Annotated in this window: 15 protein-coding genes; 9 read left to right on the forward strand and 6 right to left on the reverse strand. The window is 66.9% G+C overall.

Annotated elements, in window-relative coordinates:
- Positions 1-227: 227 nt before the first annotated feature.
- On the reverse strand, positions 228-2,237 hold the full coding sequence (asnB, locus tag N826_RS21350) for an asparagine synthase (glutamine-hydrolyzing) (protein WP_044432177.1): 2,010 nt from the start codon (positions 2,235-2,237) through the stop codon (positions 228-230).
- 291 nt (positions 2,238-2,528) lie between these two features.
- Here asnB and N826_RS21355 point away from each other — a divergent pair, with 291 nt between their 5' ends.
- From N826_RS21355 to lptE, 7 genes are all read left to right on the forward strand, one after another.
- Positions 2,529-3,878, forward strand: a complete 1,350-nt coding sequence (locus N826_RS21355) for an oligosaccharide flippase family protein (RefSeq protein ID WP_044432179.1) — start codon at positions 2,529-2,531, stop codon at positions 3,876-3,878.
- A gap of 72 nt (positions 3,879-3,950) precedes the next feature.
- Positions 3,951-4,946: an SDR family NAD(P)-dependent oxidoreductase gene (locus N826_RS21360; protein ID WP_044432182.1), complete on the forward strand. Its 996-nt coding sequence runs from the start codon at positions 3,951-3,953 to the stop codon at positions 4,944-4,946.
- 45 nt (positions 4,947-4,991) lie between these two features.
- Entirely contained in the window at positions 4,992-5,996 is a 1,005-nt protein-coding gene (locus tag N826_RS21365) for an MraY family glycosyltransferase (RefSeq protein WP_044432184.1), read from the forward strand.
- Positions 5,993-6,967: a UDP-glucose 4-epimerase family protein gene (locus N826_RS21370; protein ID WP_244619523.1), complete on the forward strand. Its 975-nt coding sequence runs from the start codon at positions 5,993-5,995 to the stop codon at positions 6,965-6,967. Before N826_RS21365 ends, N826_RS21370 begins: the two co-directional genes overlap by 4 nt.
- Before the next feature lie 4 nt (positions 6,968-6,971).
- On the forward strand, positions 6,972-8,912 hold the full coding sequence (locus tag N826_RS21375) for a polysaccharide biosynthesis protein (RefSeq protein ID WP_044432188.1): 1,941 nt from the start codon (positions 6,972-6,974) through the stop codon (positions 8,910-8,912).
- 1 nt (position 8,913) lies between these two features.
- Positions 8,914-10,131 (forward strand): O-antigen ligase family protein, encoded by a 1,218-nt coding sequence (locus N826_RS21380; protein ID WP_044432190.1) that lies wholly within the window; start codon positions 8,914-8,916, stop codon positions 10,129-10,131.
- A 46-nt stretch (positions 10,132-10,177) separates the two neighbouring features.
- Positions 10,178-10,723: an LPS assembly lipoprotein LptE gene (gene lptE, locus N826_RS21385; protein ID WP_044432322.1), complete on the forward strand. Its 546-nt coding sequence runs from the start codon at positions 10,178-10,180 to the stop codon at positions 10,721-10,723.
- Between the two features lie 180 nt (positions 10,724-10,903).
- Here lptE and N826_RS21390 read toward each other — a convergent pair whose 3' ends face one another.
- Positions 10,904-13,147 (reverse strand): LPS-assembly protein LptD, encoded by a 2,244-nt coding sequence (locus tag N826_RS21390; protein WP_244619522.1) that lies wholly within the window; start codon positions 13,145-13,147, stop codon positions 10,904-10,906.
- A 325-nt stretch (positions 13,148-13,472) separates the two neighbouring features.
- Between N826_RS21390 and N826_RS21395 the strand changes: the two genes are divergently transcribed.
- A complete protein-coding gene (locus tag N826_RS21395) occupies positions 13,473-14,096 on the forward strand; it encodes a LysE/ArgO family amino acid transporter (protein WP_052831730.1) in 624 nt (207 codons plus the stop codon).
- A gap of 79 nt (positions 14,097-14,175) precedes the next feature.
- On the opposite strand, the gene ahpD is transcribed toward N826_RS21395, so the two are convergent.
- A complete protein-coding gene (gene ahpD / locus N826_RS21400; protein ID WP_044432193.1) occupies positions 14,176-14,706 on the reverse strand; it encodes an alkylhydroperoxidase, AhpD family in 531 nt (176 codons plus the stop codon).
- Between the two features lie 166 nt (positions 14,707-14,872).
- On the reverse strand, positions 14,873-15,412 hold the full coding sequence (locus tag N826_RS21405; RefSeq protein WP_044432195.1) for a peroxiredoxin: 540 nt from the start codon (positions 15,410-15,412) through the stop codon (positions 14,873-14,875).
- A gap of 111 nt (positions 15,413-15,523) precedes the next feature.
- Here N826_RS21405 and N826_RS21410 point away from each other — a divergent pair, with 111 nt between their 5' ends.
- Positions 15,524-16,450, forward strand: a complete 927-nt coding sequence (locus N826_RS21410) for a LysR substrate-binding domain-containing protein (RefSeq protein WP_044432198.1) — start codon at positions 15,524-15,526, stop codon at positions 16,448-16,450.
- Between the two features lie 70 nt (positions 16,451-16,520).
- Here N826_RS21410 and N826_RS21415 read toward each other — a convergent pair whose 3' ends face one another.
- Entirely contained in the window at positions 16,521-17,879 is a 1,359-nt protein-coding gene (locus tag N826_RS21415; RefSeq protein WP_084720988.1) for a TldD/PmbA family protein, read from the reverse strand.
- A 137-nt stretch (positions 17,880-18,016) separates the two neighbouring features.
- Entirely contained in the window at positions 18,017-19,240 is a 1,224-nt protein-coding gene (locus N826_RS21420; protein ID WP_044432200.1) for a multidrug effflux MFS transporter, read from the reverse strand.
- Positions 19,241-19,249 lie beyond the last annotated feature (9 nt).

A 19,249-nucleotide genomic window follows, 5' to 3' on the forward strand; every position in this document is an offset into this window, starting at 1 on the left:
CGATACATTCACTCAACCATGAGACGTGCACACAAAAGAACGAAGAACCAGACATTGACCTGTGTGGACAGTGTTTGTTGGGCCACGGCCCAACCTACAGGCTCCCGCTTCGTAGGTTGGGCCGTGGCCCAACGCTTGCCGACCGCAGGTCAAGCTTAACGGCCGCTGGTGTCAGCCCGACATCGACGCGCCGGCAAGCCGGAACCTTCCGGCTCCGATGCTGACGCTCATGTCCCGTATAATGCCGGAGAGCCCCGCTCCGCCGCCGTCACCGGCGCGGACCCGTCCAGCCAGCGCCGGCTCCAGCTTTGGAACATCAGGACGCCCCACAGGCTGTCGCTCCAGTCGCGCCGGCCCGCCAGATGCTCCGCCCAGCGCCGGCGGACCGGGACCGGGTTCAGCAAACCGCCTTCCCGCATCCGTCGCTCATCCAGCAGGTCTTCGGCCCAGTCGCGCAAGGGGCCGCGCAGCCAGGCGCCGACCGGCACGCTGAAGCCCATTTTGGGGCGTTCGACCAGTTCCTGCGGGACATATCGATGGAGCACCTGCCGCAGCAGCCATTTGCCCTGGCCGTTCCTGACCTTCAGCGAATGCGGCAGCCCCCAGGCGAACTCCACGACCCGGTGGTCGAGCAGCGGCACGCGCGCTTCCAGCGCCACCGCCATGCTGGCCCGGTCGACCTTGGCCAGGATGTCCTCGGGCAGGTATGTGACCGCATCCAGGAACTGCATGCGGCGGATGAAATCGGGGATCTCCGCGGCGACCGATCGGTCCCACAGGATGCCGCGCGGCTCGCGGCTGCCCAGCACAAGCTCCTCCGGATCGTCCCAGTGTGACAGCAGCCCGCGATACAGCTCGGCGTCGTCCGGCAGCGCCAGCATCGCGCCCAGCTTGTGCATGCGGTCGCCGGCCCGCTCCGGCCGCACCGCCTGCGGCACCAGGCCGAACAGGCGGTCCCACGCCGGCTCGGACACTCCCCCGAACAGGGCGGCCCCCGCCCTCTTCGCGGCGGACGGCACGGCCGCAAGACGGCGGCGGGCGGCATCCGCCCAGAAATAACGGTGATAGCCCGCGAACAGCTCGTCGCCGCCGTCGCCGGACAGGGCGACGGTCACATGCCGCCGCGTCATCTCCGACACCAGATAAGTCGGGATCTGCGAGCTGTCGGCGAAAGGCTCGTCGAACATGTCGGGCAGCGCCGGGATCACGTCGCGGACATGGTCCCGCGCCACGTAAAGCTCGGTATGGTCGGTGCCGAGATGCCGGGCCACGGCGGCGGCGTGGGTCGCCTCGTCATAGCCGGTTTCATGGAAGCCGATGGAGAAACTACGGACCGGACGGCCGCTCTGCGCCTGCATCAGCGCCACGACGGTCGAGCTGTCGATCCCGCCGGACAGGAAGGCGCCAAGCGGCACGTCGGCCATCATCTGCCGCCCGACGGCGTCGCGCAGCAGCCGGTCCAGTTCCTCCACGGCCTCGGCCGGATCGCGTTCGCGCGGCGATGCGCCCGCGAAATCGCGCATGTTCCAGTAGCGCTCGATGCCGGTGACGCCCCTGCCCGGCTCCCAGGTAAGCATCGAGCCGGGCGGCAGCTTATGGACGCCGCGATAGATGCTGTGCGGCTCCGGCACGTAGCCGAACCTGAAGAACGACGCCAGCGCATCGCGGTCCGGCTCGGCGTTCCAGCCCGGATAAGCCCTCAGCGCCTTCAGTTCGGACCCGAACATCAGGCCGCCGGCTTCTCCCCCCGTACCGGTCTCCCCCCAGTACAGCGGCTTGACCCCGACCTGATCGCGGACCAGCACCAGCCGCCGCGCCGCCCTGTCCCACAGGGCGAAGGCGAAGATGCCGATCAGCCGCCCGACGGTCCGCTCGACGCCCCAGAGGGCGCAGGCCTCGACCAGCACTTCGGTATCGGAATGGCCGCGCAGCCCGACGCCCGCCGCCTCCAGCTCCGCCCGCAGGTCCAGGTGATTGTAGATCTCGCCGTTGTAGGTCAGGACCAGCCGGCCGTCGGCCGATTCCATGGGTTGCCGGCCCAGCGGCGACAGTTCGACGATGGCGAGCCGGCGATGCCCCAGGGCGATGCCGGCGGACGGATCGGTCCAGACGCCGTCGCCGTCGGGACCGCGATGGGCGAGGCTGTCGGCCATCGCGCGGACGATCCCGGCGATCTCGTCGGGCCGGCGCCCGGCGGATCCCCGGGCGGGTTCGATGAAACCGCAGATTCCACACACCGGATTTGCTCTCCCTGCCGGATCGTCGGCCCAGCCGATAGTGACCAAAGTCTAATCGCCGATCCCGAATAACCAGCCTCGAATAGAAGGTCGGGTGCAGGGACGGCAAGCGCAATCATCGGTAATCCGAGCGACCTTATGGATGACGGCGGTGAGTGCTCCCAGCCTCATTGACTTCCTCCCACGGGCACCCCCATTCTCCGCCGCACAGGCTCCAGGCAGCGACGCGGACGTATCGGTTCTTCGGTGGCACTTCAGCTCCCCCTCTTCATTTCCCGGAATGCCGCGTTCATGCGGCTGGCGCGGGGCGGCGGCAGCGTCATGGCGCTGAACGTCGCCGGCATGGCGCAGGCGCTGCTGCTCCAGGTCGTGCTGGCGCGCCTGCTGGGCCACGAGGGTTACGGCCAGTTCGCCTATGTGATGGCCTGGATCAACATCCTGGTCTACGTCGCCGTGATGGGGCACGATTCGCTGGCCATGCGCAGCGTGGCCGCCCACCACGCCCGGCAGGAATGGGCGCTGCTGGCCGGCGTGCTGCGCCATGCCACCATCCTCGTGGGCACGCTGAGCATCGCGCTTTCTTCGCTCGGCGCCCTGCTGGTCTGGAAGGGACATGAAGTCCCCGACGATCTCGCCGCCACCTTCCTGGCCGGTTTCGTCGTGCTGCCGCTGCTGGCGCTGCTGCGGCTGAATGCCTCAGTGCTCTACGGCCAAGGGCGAGTCGTGCTCGGCACCGCGCCCGAACGACTCGGGCGTGACGCGGTCGTGCTGGCGCTCACCGGCATGGCCGTGCTGATCGCGGCGCCGCTGACCCCACCGGCAGTGATGGGTTTCGTCGCGATCGGCGGCGGCAGCGCGCTGGTCCTGATCCTCTACCTGCGGCGCCGGATCGCTGTCCTTCCCGCCGAAGCGCCGCGCGCCGTCTATATGCGCCGCACGTGGATCGCCTCCGCCTTCGTCCTGGGCCTCACCGGCGGCAGCCAACTCCTGCTTCAGCGCAGCGACGTCCTGATGATCGGCTGGCTGATGACGGCGGCGGATGCGGGCGTCTACGTCGTCGCCTGCAACGTGGCCGAACTGGTGCTCTTCCCGTTCCTGGCCGTCAGCTCGATCGTGGCGCCGTCGTTCGCGGCGCATTATGCACGCGGCGAACGGGCGGAGATCGCCTCCTTCATGAGGACGACGACGCTGAGCACGCTGGCCGGCTCGCTGCTGATCGGCATTCCGCTTTTCGTGCTGGCGCCGTGGATCCTCGGACTGTTCGGTCCCGAGTTCGTGGACGGCGCCAACGCGGCGCGCATCCTGATGTTCGGCATCTGCCTGCGGGCGGTGATCGGACCTTCTCACCTGATGCTGACCATGACGGGCCACGAAAGCCACGCGCTCTGGGCGCTGGGCTGCGCCGCCGCGGCGAACATCGCGCTCAACCTCGTCATGATCCCGGCCTTCGGGATCGAGGGTGCCGCCTCCATGACGACCCTCGCTCTGCTCGGCAGCCAGATCGCGATGGCAATCATGGCGTGGCGGAAAATCGGCGTCGCACCGGCGCTGCTGCCGCGCATGCTGATGCCGAAGTCGGGCGGGCCGCCCGCGGGCTGGCGCGGCCCCGCTTCCAATGCGCCGGAGTCAGAAGGGCTATGACTGAGTTGCGCTGGCGCTCCCCTATCGAGTGGCCCATATAGCCCGCCGTACGGAACAGACCGAGGTTTTTGGATGACGATCTTGATAACAGGAGCCGCCGGCTTCATCGGCTCCCATGTCGCCCAGGCGCTTCTGGCGCGCGGCGACCAGGTGGTCGGCATCGACAATCTCAACGATTACTACAGCGTCGCCCTCAAGCGCGCCCGTCTCGAACAACTCGAAGGAAAGCCCGGTTTCCGCTTCATCAAGGCGGATGTCAGCGACAAGGCGTCGATCGCCGAAGTGCTTGCCCAGGTCAAGGCCGGCGGCGAAGACATCACCGGGATCGTCCATCTGGCGGCCCAGGCCGGCGTACGCTACTCGCTGGAAAATCCGTACGCGTACGCCGATGCCAACGTCATGGGACAGGTCGTCATGCTGGAGGCGGCGCGCAGCCTCGACCGGCTGGACCATTTCGTCTATGCCAGTTCCTCGTCGGTCTACGGCTCCAACACCAAGCTGCCGTTCTCGATCGACGATCCGGTGGATCACCCGGTATCGCTCTACGCCGCGACCAAGCGGGCCGGCGAGCTGATCACCCACAGCTTCAGCCATATCCACAAGCTGCCGGCGACCGGCCTGCGCTTCTTCACGGTCTACGGCCCCTGGGGTCGGCCGGACATGGCGGCCTATCTCTTCTGCGACGCAATCATGGCGGGCCGTCCGATCCGCGTCTTCAACGAAGGCCGGATGGAGCGCGACTTCACCTATATAGACGACATCGTCGCCGGCGTCGTGGCGGCGCTGGACCGTCCGGCCACCCCGGACGAGCGCGGCGTGCCCGTCCGGCTCTACAACCTCGGCAATCACCGGTCGGAGAACCTGCTCCACTTCATCTCGGTGATCGAGGACGCCCTGGGCCGCAAGGCGGAGAAGAGCCTGGAGCCGATGCAGGCCGGCGACGTTCCGGCCACATATGCCGACATCGCGGCGACCCGGCGCGACCTGGGCTTCGATCCGGCGACCCCGATAGAAGTGGGTATCCCCCGGTTCGTGGCGTGGTACAAGGCCTATCACGGCATCGTCTGACGCCACACCTCCTGCTGATGGGCCGAAAGCGGCCCGGATACCCCGATGATCGATGCCCTTGGCCTGTTCGAAGTAGCGTTGCTTGCCGGTACCGCCGGTCTGTCCTGGATGGCGACGGGTGCCGTCCTGCACTACCTGCGCCGCAATGCGATCCTCGACCATCCCAATGAACGCAGCAGCCACAAGATCCCGACGCCGCGCGGCGGCGGCTGGGGGATCATGCTGACCCTGTTGCCCGCGATGGCGCTGATCGGCTGGATCGTCGGCCATTTCGACCACGTCCTTCCCGCCTTCGCCGGCGCCGTCGGCCTGATGGCGATTTCCTGGATGGACGACCGGCGCAGCCGGCCGGCCGGGCTGCGGTTCGGGATGCAGATCGCGGCGGTCGCGATCGGGCTGACGGCCCTGCCCCCGAGCGCCCTGGTCTTCCAGGGCTGGCTGCCGTTCTGGCCGGACCGGATCTTTGCTGCGGTCGGCTGGCTGTGGTTCGTCAACCTGTTCAACTTCATGGACGGCATCGACGGCCTGGCGGGGAGCGAAGCGTTCTCGATCGGCATCGGCTTGGCGGTCGTCGCCGTCGTCGCGAACCTGGGCTATGTCCCGCTGTGGCTGGCGCTGGCGGCGGCCGGCGCCGCACTGGGGTTCCTGGGGTGGAACTGGCATCCGGCCAAGGTCTTCATGGGCGATGTCGGCAGCGTGCCGCTGGGCTTCATCCTAGGCTGGCTGCTGCTGGCGACCGCCGCTTCCGGCCAATGGGTCGCGGCGGTGCTGGTGCCGCTCTATTTCCTGGCGGACGCCACCTTCACGCTGCTGCGCCGCCTGTTCGCCGGCAAGCGAATCTGGGAAGCGCACCGCGAGCACATCTACCAGCGCGCCGTCCAGGCCGGCCACAGCCACTCCGACGTCGTCGTCAAGGTGATCGCCGCGAACGCCGTGCTGGTGGCGCTCGCCGCAGCATCGGCCGGCATCGGCTGGCTGGCGCTGCCGCCCGGTCTGGCCCTCGTCCTTGGACTTATGATCTGGCTGCCCCGGCCTGCCCGGAGGGCATGATGCGCATTCTCGTCACCGGCGCCAACGGCTTCGTCGGCTCGGCGCTGATCCCGATCCTCGCCAGCCGCGGCCACCGGATACGCGCCTCGGTCCGCCGTCCCGGCGTAACGCCCGTTCCGGACACCGTCGTCACCGGGGAGATCGGCTCCGATACCGACTGGAGCCGGGCGCTGGACGGCATCGATATCGTCATCCATCTGGCGGCGCGCGTCCATCAGATGGACGATCCGGCCGACCCCGATCTGGTGATCGGCGCCTATCGCCGGATCAACGTCGAAGGGACGCGCCGTCTGGCCGAGTCCGCCGCGGCGGCCGGCGTCCGCCGCATGGTCTTCGTCAGCACCATCAAGGCCGTCACCGAGAACAGCAGCGACACCCCGGTGACCGAAGAGACGCCGCCCGCGCCCGAAACGCCCTATGGGATCTCCAAGCTGGAAGGCGAGCAGGCCCTGGAAGCGGTCGGCGCCCGGACCGGGCTGGAAACCGTCGTGCTGCGCCCGCCGCTGGTCTACGGCCCCGGCGTCGGAGCCAATTTCCTGCGTCTGCTGACGATCTGCCGGAACGCGCTGCCACTTCCGCTCGGCGCCATCCACAACCGCCGCAGCCTTGTCTTCGTGGAGAACTTGGCGGGCGCCATCGCCTGCTGCGCCGAGCATCCGGCCGCCGCCGGTGGCCGCTTCCTGGTCCATGACGGCAAGCCGCTCTCGACGCCGGAGCTGATCCGGTCGCTGGCCGCCATCATGGACCGCCCAGCCCGGCTGTTCAGCGTTCCGCCCGTGCTGCTGCGCGGCGCCCTCACCGTGATCGGGCGCGGCGACGCCTATGACAGGCTGGCGGCATCGCTCGAACTGGACGACCGGCACCTGCGCAGAACCTTGGGCTGGCAACCGTTTTGGTCGCAGGAAGACGGCTTGCGCCTCACCGCCGAATGGTTCAATGCTTCGGCTGATTTAACCAACGGTACCAGTTGACTCGATGAAGATGGATCGCTCCGGGCTCGCCTATCTGCACGACGTCCTGATGACGGGCCTCGCCTTCGTCGCGGCTTTCTACATGCGCGTCGGCGATCAGCTTTTCGGATACCACTTCGACGGGCTGGTCCAGGGCCTGCCGGTGGTCATGCTGACCGGGGCCATCACCTACCGCCTGTTCGGCCTGTATCGCGGCATCTGGCGCTACGCGTCGACGCCCGACCTGATCCAGGTAACCAAGGCCGCGACCATCGTTTCGGTGGTGTCCGTCCTCCTGCTGTTCCTGCTGACCCGGCTCGACACGATCCCGCGCTCCATCCCGGTGATCCAGTGGTTCGTGCTGCTGATCCTGCTCGGCGGCCCGCGCTTCGCCTACCGCCTGTTCAAGGACCGCCGGCTGTCCCTGTCGGACCTGTCGGGCAACGACATCCGCATCCCGGTGCTTCTGGTCGGCGCCGGCGACGGCGCCGACCAGCTGATCCGTGCCCTGTCCCTGTCGCCACAGGCGGTCTACCGTGTCGTGGGCCTGGTGGACGACAAGGGCGGTCGCGTCGGCCGGGCGATCCGGGGCGTGCCGGTGCTGGGCGACGTCGACTCGCTTCCGGCCGTGGTCGAGAGCTTGCATGCACGCGGCATAAAGCCGCAGAAGCTGGTCGTCACCAAGCAGGAGTCCGAGACGGACCGCGACCTGATCCGACGCCTGCTCGACCTGTCCGAGCCGCTCGGCCTGTCTCTGAACCGGCTGCCCAACCTGACGGAGTTCAAGGACGCCCTTGGCGAAGGCAAGATCGAGCTGCGCCCGGTCGCTGTGGAAGATTTGCTTGGCCGGCCGCAGACCGTGCTGAACCGCGACGCCATCGTCGGCCTGATCGCCGGCCGGCGCGTGCTGGTGACGGGTGCCGGCGGCACCATCGGCAGCGAGCTGACGCGCCAGATCGCGGCGCTCGGCCCGGCCGAGCTGACCATGGTCGATGCCGGGGAATTCAACCTCTACACGATCGACGGGGAGATCCGCGGCCGATTCCCTGGCCTGCCCTGCAACAGCGTGATCGCCGACGTCCGCGACCGCAGCCGCATCGCGGCGCTGTTCCAGCAGACCCGCCCCGACCTTGTGTTCCACGCGGCGGCCCTCAAGCACGTCCCCCTGGTGGAAGCCAACCCGGAGGAGGGCGTGCTGACCAATGCGATCGGCACCCGCAACGTCGCCGACGCCGCCCGGACCGCCGGGACGCGGGCGATGGTCCTGATCTCCACCGACAAGGCGATCAACCCGAGCAGCGTCATGGGCGCCACCAAGCGGGTGGCGGAGGCCTATTGCCAGTCGCTCGACCTGACTCCCGGCGCCGAGGGCACCAGCACCCGGTTCATGACCGTCCGCTTCGGCAATGTGCTGGGCTCGAGCGGGTCGGTCGTTCCGCTGTTCCAGCGCCAATTGGCATCCGGCGGTCCGCTGACCGTCACCCATCCGGACATGCGCCGCTACTTCATGACGGTGCGCGAAGCGGTCGAACTGGTGCTCCAGGCCTCGGCCTACGGCTCCGCCCATCCCAACGGACGCGGCCGGATCTTCGTGCTGGACATGGGGGAACCGGTCAGGATCGTCGATCTGGCGCGCAACATGATCCGGCTTGCCGGCCTGCGCCCCGACAAGGACATCCGGATCGAGTTCACCGGCCTTCGCCCGGGCGAGAAGCTGTTCGAGGAACTGCTGTCGGAGGGCGAGACCCCGACCCAGACCGAAGCGGACGGGGTTTTCCAGGCGTCTCCCCGAGTCATCGACCACGCCCTGATCAACAGGACCATGGGCGAGCTGGAACAGGCCACCCGCGCCGGCGACCGTCCGAGGACGATGTCGATCATCCGCACCCTCGTCCCCGACCATACGGCCGAAGCGGCGATAGCCCACCCGGCTTCCCAAACCCGCCAGGAACTGGGCACACCCTGACATGACTTTCCATGACAGGACGCAGCGAGCCGCTCCGGCGCGCTTCGCAACCGTCTACCTGACCGCCATCCTGCTGGCGCCGCTGGTATCCGTCACGGTGCCGCGCGGCCTGGCGCCCCTGCTGATCGCCGCCTCCGTCATCGGGACCGTGATGTTCCGGCTGGATACCGGCCGCTGGCCGGTGCCGTCGGCCCGCTGGCTGCTGATGCTGGGCGGCTTCCTGATCTACTGCGCCGGCACCGCGCTCTGGAGCATACGGCCGGCGCAGAGCCTGAAACAGGCATGGGAGCTTTCCTATGCGCTGATCCCGGCCCTGCTGATGGCGACGGCGGCGGCCCAGGCCAAGCTACCGCTGGTCGACAACCGGCGGGTCCGCTGGTTCCTGCTGGCCTATTTCGCCGCGGTCATCCTGCTGATGCTCGACCTGCTGCACGGGTTGCCGGTCTATCTGGCGATGCGCGGCGGCGAGGCTCGCGATCCGACGCTGGAAGGGTCCCTGATCAACCGGAACATGGTCGCGATGGCGGCGCTCTGCTGGCCGGCCTTCCTGGCGTTCTGGCTCCGGCGCGAATGGGGGGCCGCGGCCCTGCTGCCGGTCGGGATGATCGTCCTGGTGACGGGCGGCAGCAGCGAGTCGGCGATGGTCGGGCTGCTGGTCGGCCTCATCACGCTGTCGGTCGCCATGGTGGCGCCCAACTTCACGCGCATTGCCCTTGGCGTCGGCGTGATCGTCACCTTCTTCGGGACCATTCCGGCCATGGAATGGCTTTACAGCCTCGATCTGATCGACCGCGGGACCCTGCCGTTTTCGTTCCTGCACCGGATCGAGATCTGGCACTACGCATCCAACCTCGTGTTCGAACGGCCGCTGTTCGGCTGGGGCCTGGATTCGTCGCGCTCCATCGCCGAAAAGGTGATCCTGGAGCGCGGCGGCTACGAGTTCCCAGTGCTGCCGATCCATCCGCACAACGCGGTCCTCCAGGTCTGGCTGGAACTGGGGCTGGTCGGGGTCGGCTTCGGCATCGCCATCGGCCTGACCGTCCTGCGCGGCATCCGCGATCTTCCCCGCCCGAGCCAGCCGGTGGCGCTCGCGGCCTTCGCCGGATCGATGGCCATGCTGTCGGTCGCCTATGGTGTCTGGCAGGTCTGGTGGCTCGCGGCGCTGATCCTGTCGATGCTGATGATCCACGTGCTTGCGCGTTCGTCGCGAGTTGGATAGCTTCGGCAAAGTTGATCGTACCAGCCATGCCGGCTGGTTCGGGTCCATGAATATCGTCAGGTGGCTGATGCCGTCGTTCAAGAAATTCCCGCTCGCCGGGTGGGGGCTTCTGCTCTCTCTGACGCTGCTGCCGGGCTGCGGCTATCAGCCGCTCCACGGCGCCAATACGCCGGCGGCCCAGCAACTGCCCCTGGTGCAGATCAACAACATCCCCGACCGCCTGGGCCAGCAGCTCCGCAACAACCTGATCGACAAGTTCTATCGGGACGGCCGCCCCGCCTCGCCCGAATACACGCTCGACATCTCGCTGGTCCCCAACGTCTATAAGCTGGGCATCGCCCTGGACGACAGCGCCACCCGCGCGGAACTGAACCTTGTGGCGAACTACACGCTCCGCAACATGCAGGGTGCCGCCGTCCTCAGCGGCACGACGACGTCGGTGACCAACTTCAACATCCTGAGCAGCCAATACGCGACCCTGATCGGTGAGCGGGATGCCTATGACCGCAGCGTCGTGCAGGTCTCCGAAGACATCACCCGTCGCGTCTCGCTGTTCTTCAACCGCGACCCGGTGACCGCCAGCGCGCAGTGATACGCGTTCGATGACGAATACTGCTAAAGCAGGCTCGCGTGTGATGGGCCTTTTATACCGGGAGCCGAAGAATTTAACCGGCGGTCGGTAAGAGTTGGGCCACGGCCCAACCTACGAAGCAGGAGCCTGTAGGTTGGGCCGTGGCCCAACAAACACTGACTGTCACAAGACGTCACCCGATCAGGACGCCGTGCGGCTGGTCGTAGAGGCGCCGCTGAGGATAGGCGCTTCCACCTCGCCCAGGTTCCGGAAGACGAGCCGGAAATAAACGGTATCGCCGCCCTCTTCACCCGAACGCACCGTATTGTCGCGCTGGCCGATGATCTGGAACGTGAAGCACTCGTCGGTGTAGGTCAGCGATGCGCTGGTGCTGCGCAGCTTGTTGTCGGTCGCCTGCAAATCGCGGTTCTGAGCGACGGAAACCGACCAGTGTTCCGAGAAGTTCGAGCTGAGCGACGTCGTCAGGTACTCGCGCCGAGGCTCCGTGTCGCCGGTGGTCGGCCGGTCGCGGTAATAGTAGTTGGCTCCCGCCCGCAGCACCGGAACGCCCGCGCTGATGCGGAACTGCTGGACCTGCGCTTCCAGGTTCTCTTCCGCAAGTTGGAAATCGTACTGAAGGTCGAGATAGGGGCCGGGCGAAACCCGGATGCGGCCGACGATGTCGGAATAATCCTTCCCCAGCCCGGAAGCCACCAATGCGGGGTCGTCATTGTTGGAAAGCTGGTAGCTCTGGCCCAGGAAGAACTCAGAGAACCCCCCGCCGAAGCCGTAGACGCCGGTGTTGACGCCGTAGGTGACGCGGGTGCCCGAGTCGAGCCGGTCGACGCCGGGGAAGCGGTTGGTACGGAACAGATTGGTCGGGCTCAGTTCGATATCCTGGCTGTCCTCGTTCGGGATGTCGTCCTGGTCTTCCAGCACGGGCGACGAGGTGAGGGACACGACCGGCTCGATCACGTGCTGAACCGACCCGATCTGACGCGCCACGGGGTAACGCACCGTCACCTGCCCCTGCGGAAACAGCCGCAATTCGGTGTCGGTCGTACCGCGTCCCGTCGGATCGTCCGGCCGGACATAGTCGGTGACATAATAGGCGTCGCTGCGCAGGCTGCCGCTGACCGTGGTGATGAACCCGGTATCGGCCATGAACTCCCGCTGCCAGCCCGCCTCGACCGAGGCGCGTTGGGTATCGCGCCCTTCCGACCGCTGGAGGCCGACCAGTCCCAGACCCAGCGACCAGCGGCCGCCCAGCACCGAGTCGGGTTCGCCGAGAAGCTGGGCTTCGGCCATCGGGATCACGAAGGGCTCGTTCTCGCTGTTCTCGCGCAGGTCGTCGAACTGATAGGCGTTGGCAACGGCATAGTTGCGACCCCGGAACCCTTCGATGAAGGCGCGGCTGGTCAGGATGTCCTCGCCGCTGATCCGGTAGCGCCGCAGATATGACCGGTCGGATGTCTTCTCCAGATCGAAGCCGGTGCGCCAAGTGTCGTTCAGATCGAACAACCCGTTGCCGAACAGGTGCCCGCGCCACTCGTCTTCCTTGACGGCGCCCGACGACGTCTTCCGGTCGGCATTGACGATGCTGCCGTCCAGCAGCAGGCGCCCGTTCTCGAAGCGCTGCCGCCATTCGGCGCGCATCTGGACCCCGTCCTCCGAACTGAAGAGGGGTGTCAGCGTCAGGTCCTTGTCCGGAGCGATCGTCCAGTAATAAGGAACGGCGCCGAAGGTGCCGAGATTGCCGCCATACCCGAAGACGGGGCTGAGGAAACCGCTCTTGCGGTCCACCGAGGGGTCCGGATGGGCGAAGTAGGGCGTGTAGAGGACCGGAATGCCGAACATCTCCAGCCGGGCATCCCGGTAGACGATCTCCTTCTCTTCCTTGTCGTGGACCACCCGGTTGGCCCGCAGCTGCCAGAGCGGCGCCCGGGTCGGATCGCTTTCGCAGAGATCGCAGGGCGAATAGACAGCCCTGTTGATTCGCATGTAGCGGCCCTGGTCGGTCCGCTCGGCCTCGGTCCCCGCCACCCGGGAGTTGTCGGTCAGCAGCACGCGGACCTGCTGGACGAAGCCCTGCGCCAGATCGTTGGTCAGCTCCGAATAATCGGCGAAGATCACGTCGCCGCTGGGCTCCAGCAGGCGGATGTTGCCCGTGGCGGTGACGACGCTGGTCTTCTCGTTATAGGTGACGCGATCCGCCAGCAGCAGCCGGTCGCCCTGCGCCAGTTCCACGTCGCCGGATGCGATGACGATGCCCAGGGTTTCGTCATAGGTCAGTTCGTCGGCGTTCAGCAGGACGGGCTGGTTGCTGCCGCCGTCGCCGCCGCCTTGCGCCAGCGCCACGGCCGGAATGGAGACTGCGGCGACCATTCCCAGGGCCATCAGGCCACCGCGAAAGCCGTTGCGCAGACGCCTCTTCGGGCGCTTCAAACCGATGTTCCGCAAGGAGAAAGCTCGCACACGAATACCCTTCGAAGCAGCCGGGACCGGATGCTCCATAGTGGAGGCGGATCAATGGCATTGGGACTGGCAATCCGCCACCCTTTTGCGGCTTTCTGATTAGTCGAAGCCCGCACGGGAGGCAAGCCGCATCCGATAAGCCGGATAGACAAAAGCCAGGGGTGCTGCACTCCGGCAACCCTCGTGAGGTTCGCCGTGCGGGATTAACGCCGCACCGCCCGATCCCCGGTTTCGGTCGGCCTGCGGGATGGGCATACTCCGCCGCGTTTTTGTGGCGCGGATTGGAGAGTTGGTCTTGGAATATCTGGCGGTTCTGGCACGAGGAATCCTGCTCGGCATCGTGGTCGCGGCACCCGTGGGGCCGATCGGGCTTCTGTGCATCCGCCGCACGCTGGAAGGCGGCGTCGTCATGGGATTCGCGACCGGCCTGGGAGCGGCGCTCGCCGACGCCACCTTCGGCGCCATCGCCGCTTTCGGCGTCAAGGCGATGACCGACTGGCTGACGGGGCATCAGTCGACCTTCCGGCTGGTCGGCGGCGCCGTGATGCTGGCAATCGCGTTCGTCAGCTTCCGGGCGGAACCGCGCCCGCGCGAGATCCAGCGCGACATCAGGACGGCGCTGGGCGGATTCGCGGTCGGACTGGGACTGACCCTGACCAACCCGGTCACCATCTTCGCCTTCGTCGCGATCTTCGCCGGATTCGGCCTCGGCGGCGAATTGAGCGGCGAGAGCGAGGCCATGACCCTCGTCCTCGGCGTCTTCCTCGGATCGGCGCTGTGGTTCCTGACGCTGAGCAGCGGCGTCGCCCTGGTCAGGCATAAGATCTCGGACCAAGTCTTCCGCTGGATCAACCGGGGCGCCGCCGTGATGCTCGCCGGCTTCGGCGTCTACGCCCTGTTCACCGGGCTTGCTCACTAGGCCAGGATGGACCGGACATGAAAAAAGGCGCCTGCCCCGGCCGGGGCAGGCGCCTTTTTCGAACCTCAGGCGAGCGGGATCAGGCGAGAGCCGCTTCCCCGTCGACCACGGCGGCGACGGCATGGATCACCGAAGCGATCCGGATGACATCCTGCACGGCTTCCTTGGAGACGCCCTTCTTGACGACTTCATGCTCGTGGCTCTCGATGCACATGCCGCAGCCGTTGATGGCCGACACGGCGAGCGACCACAGCTCGAAATCGATCTTGTCGACGCCCGGATTGCCGATGATGTTCATGCGCAGACGCGCCGGCATCGTGGCGTAGTCCTTGTTCGCCGACAGGTGGACGAAGCGGTAATAGATGTTGTTCATGCCCATGATGGCGGCAGCGGCCTTGGCGCCGTTCAGAGCGGCGGGCTCGAGGTGCTGTGCCGCGTCGGCGACGACGGCGCGGATGACATCCGGCTGGCGCGACGCGAGGGCGGAAGCGACGGCCGTTCCCCAGGCCTGCTGCGGGGTCAGGTTCGGGGTGTTGAAGACGCCGGACAGGTTGAGCTTTAGGTCCTTGGCGTAATCGGGCAGCTTGCCCCTCAGCGCTTCGATCGACATGGCGGGCGGTTCCTGATGTGCAGTGGTAGTCTTGGGAATGGTCTTGAGTCGGCCGGCTTGGGATATTGCCGGCGTGGGCCGGGGGGCGCCGTACCCGGCGCCCCCCGTTCAGTGCCCGCACCCGCGGAATGGAGCTTCCGCGGGACTTTGAAGTACCGGTACCGGATCAGGCCGCCTGAAGCGTGTCCTGGCCCTTCTGCCAGTTGCAGGGGCACAGCTCGTCGGTCTGAAGAGCGTCCAGAACGCGCAGGATTTCCTGCGGGTTGCGGCCGACCGACAGGTCGTTGACCGAAGCGAAGCGGATGATGCCTTCCGGATCGACGATGAAGGTGGCGCGGAGTGCGACGCCTTCGGTCTTGTCCAGGATGCCGAGCTCGGTGCTCAGCTCGCGCTTGATGTCGGCCAGCATCGGGAACGGCAGGTCGCGCAGGTCGTCGTGATGGACGCGCCATGCGTGGTGGACGAACTCGCTGTCCGTGGAGGCGCCGAGCACCTGGGTGTCGCGGTCGGCGAACTCACCGTTCAGCTTGCCGAAAGCGGCGATCTCGGTCGGGCAAACGAAGGTGAAGTCCTTCGGCCAGAAGAACACGACCAGCCACTTGCCCTCGTGGGAGCGCTCGTTGATCTGGGTGAAAGCGTCCTTCATGTCGGTGGAAACGACGGCCTTGAGGTCGAACGCGGGGAACTTATCGCCAACGGTAAGCATAAAACTCGCTCCAATTTTGTTGCGGTGCACTATATTCGAACAATTCCAAACTGGCCATGCCGCCGCGATAATTCCAATCGCTTTTTCTGAAGGCTGTGATAGGACGGACCGATGAGCCACGCCGTCACATTGAAGCAGTTGCGCTATCTGGTTGCCGTCGCCGACACCCTCCATTTCGGCAAGGCGGCCGATGCCTCCAACATCAGCCAGCCGAGCCTGTCAGCGCAGATTCAGCAATTGGAAGAAGCACTTGGCGCCCAGTTGGTGGAACGGACCAAGCGCCGTGTGCTGCTGACTCCGGCAGGGACCGAAGTGACTGCCAGGGCACGCCGCATCCTCGCCGAAGTACGCGACCTGACCGACAGCGTACAGGGAAAAGCCGGCCCTCTGGCAGGGGACCTGCGACTAGGTGTCATACCTACGGTCGGCCCGTTTTTGCTCCCAAGGGTGCTTCCTTCGCTGCGGCGCACATATCCGGAGCTTCGACTTTACCTTCGGGAGGATCAGACGGAGCGACTCGCGGATCGTCTGAAATCCGGCGACCTCGACGCCCTCCTGCTCGCCATGCCGGTCAACGAACCCTCGTTCGAGACCGAGGCCTTGTTCGACGAAAGCTTCGTGGTGGCGCTGCCGGCCGGCCACCGGCTGGCGGCGCGCAATCAGGTGACCGAATCGGATCTCGCCGGGGAACATCTGCTGCTGCTGGAAGAAGGACACTGCTTCCGGGAGCAGGCGCTGGCCATCTGCAACAACCCGCGTCCGCGAGAGCGGGAGCGCGAAAGCTTCGCCGCCACGTCGCTCGACACGCTGCGGGAAATGGTCGCAAGCCGGATCGGCATAACCCTGCTGCCGGCACTGTCCGTAACGGGCGCCTCCGCCCTCAACGGCTCGATCGAAATCCGCCCCTTCGCCCGCCCCTGCCCGTCCCGGCGGATAGCGCTGGCTTGGCGGCGGGATGCTGCCCGCGACGCGGAGTTCAGGATCCTGGCGCAGTTCCTGCGCGACAACCTACCGCTCGGCGCGGATGCCCTGGGATAGGGTAACCGGACATCCCGCCGTGATGGAAGAAAGGGCGCCGGGCCGCCCCAGGGCCCAGCGCCACACGCACTCAGGTCCCGGCGATCGTCATGCCGTCGATCCGCACGGTCGGCGCATCCATCCCATACCGGAACTCCAGGTCGCTGGCCGGTTCCATCTCCAGGAACATCTGCTTCAGGTTGCCGGCGACCGTCAGCTCGCTGACCGGATAGGCGATCTTGCCGTTTTCGATCCAGAAGCCCGCAGCACCCCGGCTGTAGTCGCCCGTGATACCGTTGATGCCCATGCCCATCAGTTCGGTGATGTAGAGACCTTCCTTGATGTCGGCGATCAGTTCGTCCGGCGTGCGTTCGCCCGGCATCAGGTACAGGTTGGTCGGACCCGGCGACGGCGGCCCTGACGTCCCGCGCGAGGCGTGCCCGGTCGAGGTCAGCCCAAGCTGCCGGGACGAGCGCAGGTCGAGCAGCCATGTCGTCAGCCGCCCTTCCTCAATGATGTTCCGGCGGGTGCAGGCAACCCCTTCCCCGTCGAACGGCTTGGAGCGCAGACCGCGCTTGACGTGCGGATCGTCGACGATCGTGACGGAGGAGCGGAAGAGCTGCTCGCCCATCTTGTCCTTCAGGAAGCTGGTGCCGCGCGCGATCGACGGGCCGGTGATGGCTCCGGACAGGTGGCCGATCAGGCCGCGCGAGACGCGCGGGTCGTAGACCACCGGCACCTGGCAGGTCTTGACCTTGCGCGGGTTCAGCCGGCGCACCGCCTTCTCGCCGGCGCCCCGGCCGATCTCGTCCGCGGCCGCCAGATCGGATGCGAAGACCTTGGAACTGTAGTCGTAGTCGCGCTCCATGCCCGTACCGGTTCCCGCCAGCACCGACACCGACAGGCTGCGGCGCGAGACGGAATAAGCTCCGGCGAAGCCGTTGCTGGCCGCGATGGCGACATGGGACCGGCTCCAGCTCGCCTCGGCGCCTTCGGAGTTGGTCACACCGGGGACCGCCATCGCCGATTCCTCGGCGATCCGCGCCTGTTCGATCATCTGCTCGGCCGACGGCTCGGTCGGGTCGTCGATCTCCAGGTCGGTCGGCCAGTTCGTCGCCAGTTGCTCGGGATCGGCCAAGCCGTTGAAGGGGTCCTCCGGCACGTTGCGCGCCATCGCGACCGCGCGTTCGACCACCGCTTCGAGCGTCTCCTTGCTGCGGTCCGTGGTCGAGACGATAGCCTGACGCTTGCCGACGAAGACGCGCAGTCCCAGGTCGCCGGCTTCCGCCCGCTCCAGCCGCTCCGGCTGTCCCAACCGCTGCGACAGCGACAGGGACGCCCCGTCGAACAGCACCGCGTCGGCGGCATCGGCTCCGGCCGCCTTGGCCTTGCCGATCAGGTCTTCGAGCAGCGAAAGGGCGGCGTTATGGGAATCGGCAGGCATCGACATCTCCGGTCAGTGGCGGTAAGCGCGTCAGCACTTCGGCATCTCTACCAAAGTGGGCACCCGGACGGGAAGATGGCAGGGGGTGACCTCGGATGTCTCCCTGAATTTGCGGCCGGCCGCATTTCGGTCAGGCATTTCGCTCAGTCGGTCGTTCCCGGAGCCGGCACCGTTCCATCGGCACGCACCCGGACGCTGACGGCCAATCCATAAGCCAGCAGCGACAGCAGGACGGCGACCATCATAACAGCAACCATCGCCATCTGGTCGTCGCCTTTCAGGAAGCCGACCGCCACGGTGGAGACGGCGCCGACCGACATCTGGAGGAAACCCAGCAGACCGGACGCCGACCCTGCAAGCCGCGGGTTGACGCTGATCGCCGCCGCGATGCCGTTCGGCATGCCCAGTCCGTTTCCGGCCGCGACGATGCACATCGGCAGGAAGATGCTCGAGGCGGAGAATTCGCCCGCCAGCCCCAGCCCGCCCATGACCAGCACGCCGGTCAGGTTGACCAGCGACCCGGCCAGCACCAGCCGCCGTGCCCCGACCTTGACCGCCAGCCGCGCCGCGATGAAGTTGCCGAGCGCATAGCCGGCGGAAACCAGGATGAACAGCGCGCCGTACTCGCTCGCCGGCCGCTTCAGCAGCTCGATCATGATGTAGGGCGCTCCCGCCAGGAACGCGAAGAACACCGCCGTCGTGAAAGCGGTATTGAGCGCGTAGCCCAGGAAGACGGGGGATCGCAGCAACTCGCCGTAGCCCACGGCCATGCCGCGCAGGCCCGGCAGCGGCTGGCGCTGGAAGTTCGTCTCCCGCGCCGAGGCGAGACACCAGACCCAGACCACGGCGCCGAACGCCAGCACGAACAGGAAGCTGGCCTGCCAGCCGAACCAGACATCCAGGAAGCCGCCGATGGCGGGCGCCAAAGCCGGAGCGACCGCCATCGCCATGGTGATGTAGGCAAGAGTGCTGGCCGCCTTGTCGCGCTCGTAGACATCGCGGACGATGGCGCGGCCCAGCACCATGCCGGCACAGCCGCCGAGCGCCTGGACGACACGGCCCCCGATCAGCAGCCCGATAGACGGCGCCAGGGCCGCCAGCAGGCTGCCGATGACGAACACGCCGAGACCTGCCAGTAGCACGGGCCGCCGGCCGAACCGGTCGGACAGCGGACCGTAGATCAACTGGCCAAAGGCGATGCCGACCAAGTACAGCGTCAGCGCAAGCTGCGCCGTGCCGTAGTCGGTATGGAAGACCCTGACCAGCCCCGGAAGCGAGGGCAGGAAGATGTTCAGCGCCAATGGCCCGATCGCGGTAATCGCGATCAGGATGGCGATGGGGGGCGGCCGTACGGCGGCGGGAGGCATGGAACGATC

Source organism: Skermanella aerolata KACC 11604 (genome assembly GCF_000936425.1).
Lineage (GTDB): Bacteria > Pseudomonadota > Alphaproteobacteria > Azospirillales > Azospirillaceae > Skermanella > Skermanella aerolata.